The organism is Candidatus Protofrankia californiensis (assembly GCF_900634765.1).
Lineage (GTDB): Bacteria > Actinomycetota > Actinomycetes > Frankiales > Frankiaceae > Protofrankia > Protofrankia californiensis.
In genome coordinates, this window is the sequence record NZ_CAAAFT010000065.1 from 1 (window position 1) to 3,488 (window position 3,488).

2 protein-coding genes are annotated in these 3,488 nt (G+C 66.2%); both read left to right on the forward strand.

The features are described 5' to 3' along the window. Positions 1 to 2,484, forward strand: a 2,484-nt coding sequence (locus DD1DGNOD_RS03870; protein ID WP_131769461.1) for an ATP-binding protein, incomplete at its 5' end; no start/stop codon positions are given. A 268-nt stretch (positions 2,485 to 2,752) separates the two neighbouring features. Beyond that, positions 2,753 to 3,418, forward strand: a complete 666-nt coding sequence (locus DD1DGNOD_RS03875) for a response regulator (protein WP_206442930.1) — start codon at positions 2,753 to 2,755, stop codon at positions 3,416 to 3,418. Positions 3,419 to 3,488: the final 70 nt, after the last annotated feature.

Below are 3,488 nucleotides of genomic sequence, written 5' to 3' on the forward strand. Positions count from 1 at the left end.
GTGGAGCAGCTGTCGTCGTTCGCGGCGGAGGTGACGCGGGTCGCCAAGGAGGTCGGCACCGAAGGCAAGCTCGGCGGCCAGGCAACGGTCGACGGGGTGGACGGCACCTGGAAGGCCCTCACCGACAACGTCAACCAGCTCGCGTCCACGCTGACCACCCAGCTCCGGGCGATTGCCGAAGTGTCGACCGCGGTCACCCGTGGTGACCTCACACGTTCGATCACGGTGGAGGCCGAGGGCGAGGTCGCCGAGCTCAAGGACAACATCAACCAGATGATCGCCAACCTGCGGGAGACGACCGAGAAGAATGCCCAGCAGGACTGGTTGAAGTCGAACATCGCCCGCATCGGCAGCAAGATGCAGGGCCAGCGTGACTTGTACGCGGTCTGCCAGATGATCATAAGTGAGATGACGCCGGCGGTCGGTGCCCAGCTCGGCACGGTCTACCTGCTCGACTTCATCGAGGGTGACAAGCTGCGGCATGTCGCCGGTTATGGTTCGGCGCCCCGCAAGCGTTCCGACGGTACCTTTCTCTTCGGCGAGGGCCTTATCGGCCAGGCCGCGCTGGAGAAGAAGCGTATCCGGGTGGAACAGGTACCCACCGGCTACCTCTACATACGCAGCGGTCTCGGGGAGGCCCCACCGGGTGATCTCGTCGTCGTGCCGGTCCTCTTCGAGGAACAGGTGCTCGGGGTTATAGAGCTCGCGTCCTTCACCCGGTTCTCCGAGCTGCACCTGCACCTGGTCGACCAGCTTGTCGGCACGATCGGCGTCGTCCTGAACACGATCATGGCGAACGCGCGGACGGAGGAACTGCTCGCCCAGTCACAGCGTCTCACCCAGGAACTGCGTTCGCAGTCGGTGGAGCTCCAGCGCACCAACAACGAGCTGGAGGAGAAGGCCGCGCTGCTGGAGGAGAAGAACCGGGAAATCGAAATGGCCCGCATAGGTCTGGAGGAGAAGGCCGAACAGCTCGCCCTGTCGTCCCAGTACAAGACGGAGTTCCTGGCGAACATGAGCCACGAGCTGCGTACACCGCTCAACAGCCTGCTGCTGCTCGCGAAGCTGCTCGCCGACAACTCGGAGGCGAACCTCACCACCAAGCAGATCGATTTCGCCGAGACGATCCACTCGGCCGGTTCCGAACTGCTCGAGCTCATCAACGACATTCTCGACCTGTCGAAGGTCGAGGCCGGCAAGATGGACGTCGAAGCCACCACGGTCCGCACCACAACCCTCTGCGACGCGGTCGCGCAGATATTCGGCCCGCTGGCCGAGGAAAGGGGGCTGGAATTTGAGGTGACTGTCGCAAGCGACGTCCCGGCGGAATTCGTCACCGACGAGCAGCGCATCCAGCAGGTGTTGAAGAACCTGCTGTCCAATGCGGTGAAGTTCACCGATTCCGGTGAGGTGCGCCTGGACGTGACCGTCGCCTCCGACGAGGTCACGTTCACCACGCCGAGCCTGTCCGCCGCGCCCGTGGTGCTGGCGTTCAGCGTGTCCGATACCGGTATCGGTGTGGCGGCCGACAAGCTCCGCATGATTTTCGAGGCATTCCAGCAGGCGGACGGGACGACGTCACGCCGCTACGGCGGCACCGGACTCGGTCTGTCGATCAGCAAGGAGCTCGTGCGGCTGCTCGGCGGGTCCATCGGGGTTGCCAGCGCTGTGGGTCAGGGCAGCACCTTCACCCTGTACGTGCCGTCGGTGATGCCCTCGGAGGTCCTGCCCTCCGCCACTCCCGGGGACAACGATGAGATCATCATGCTGTCCGGGGCACCCCGCGTGGCGGTGCTGCGGCGACCGGCCGGGGCGCCGGTCAGGCAGCTGTCGGAGGGATCCCAGCCGGCGGGGGAACCGGCCGGTTCCGGCCGGGGCATCCGTGCGTCCGGGCTCGTCGACGCGTTGGACCAGGAAGCCAACCGTGAGCCGACCGTCACGACCTGGCCGGGCAAGGAGGGGCTGAGCACGGTGTCGGTGCCGGCGGCACGCCGTTCGTTCCGCCCGGGCCCCAGCCCCGGGCTGGTGGCGACGGGCATGTCGTTCCTCACCGAACCGCCTGAGGAGCTCACCCGCCGGGAGCCCGTGAGCGGGCCGGACGAATCCGACCCGCTGGTCGGCTCGACCGTGCTTGTCGTCGACGACGACGTCCGCAACGTGTTCGCGCTCACCAGCGCGTTGGAGATGCACGGCATGCGGGTGCTGTACGCGGACAACGGTCACGACGCGATCCGGCTGCTGCAGCAGGAGGGCTCGATGATCGATCTTGTGCTGATGGACGTGATGTTGCCGGGCTTGGACGGGAACGAGACGACGTCGACGATCCGGCAGATGCCCGCTTTCGCCACCCTGCCGATCGTGGTGCTGACCGCGAACGCGATGCCGGGCGACCGGGAGAAGAGTTTCGAGGCAGGTGCAACCGACTACATCACCAAGCCTGTCGATCTCAATCATCTGCTCGGTGCCATGCGGTCGCAGCTGTAGAGCGCCGAAGTCGCTGATGCTCGCTGACGTGGGGGCCCGAGGATAGGGCCCAGGGGGCGCAGGTGTGGTCCGCGGGTACCGCGGGCACCGCAACCGGCAGGGCACTGTCTGGCCGAGCGCTTTGTCGGTGATACTTCCGGAGAACGGAACGTGAGTATTGCGGAAGGTGCGTGGCCGCAGATGCTCGCACAGTTGAGGTTGCTTGTACGGTTGAACTTTGATGCATGTCCCAATGGTGGCGACACGCCGTGAGCGAGGAGGCGGGCAGGTGACCGAGCGCAAGAGCAGCCTCGCGGGCGCTGTGGACGCCGAAGACGCGCACGGTACGGAGCGTCCGCGCAGCAAGATCCTTCTGGTGGACGACAGGCCCGACAACCTGATGGCCCTTGAGGCGATCCTGGCCTCCCTCGACCAGGACCTGATCACCGCGTCGTCGGGGGAGGACGCCCTCAAACGCCTCCTGGTGGACGATTTCGCCGTGATCCTGCTCGACGTCCAGATGCCGGGCATGGATGGTTTCGAAACCGCACACCGCATCAAGCAACGCGGCCGGACGCGGGATACCCCGATCATCTTTCTCACCGCGATCGACCGGGAGCCCCACCAGGCGTTCCGCGGTTATGCCGTCGGCGCGGTCGACTACATCGCCAAACCGTTCGACCCGTGGCTCCTGCGCGCGAAGGTCACGGTGTTCGTCGAGCTGTTCGAGAAGAACGAGAGGGTCGCCGAGCTCGCCCGGGCAAGGGTCCGTGACTTCGACCTGATGACCGAGATCGCCGAACGGCTCTCCGCGCTTGAGGTGCTGCTGGAGGGTGTATCCCCGAGCATGCCAGAGGAGACCATCGCCGCGGCCGCGGCCGAGGTCCGCGGCCTGGTCGCGCGGCTGCAACCGTTTTCCCGGGCCGGCGGTGGCGGTTCGGCCGCGGCATCCTGACGCCTCGCGGTTGCGGGAGGCGGGCCTCCCCGACCTGCCGGATCCGGCAGGAACCCCGGCCGTGAAAACA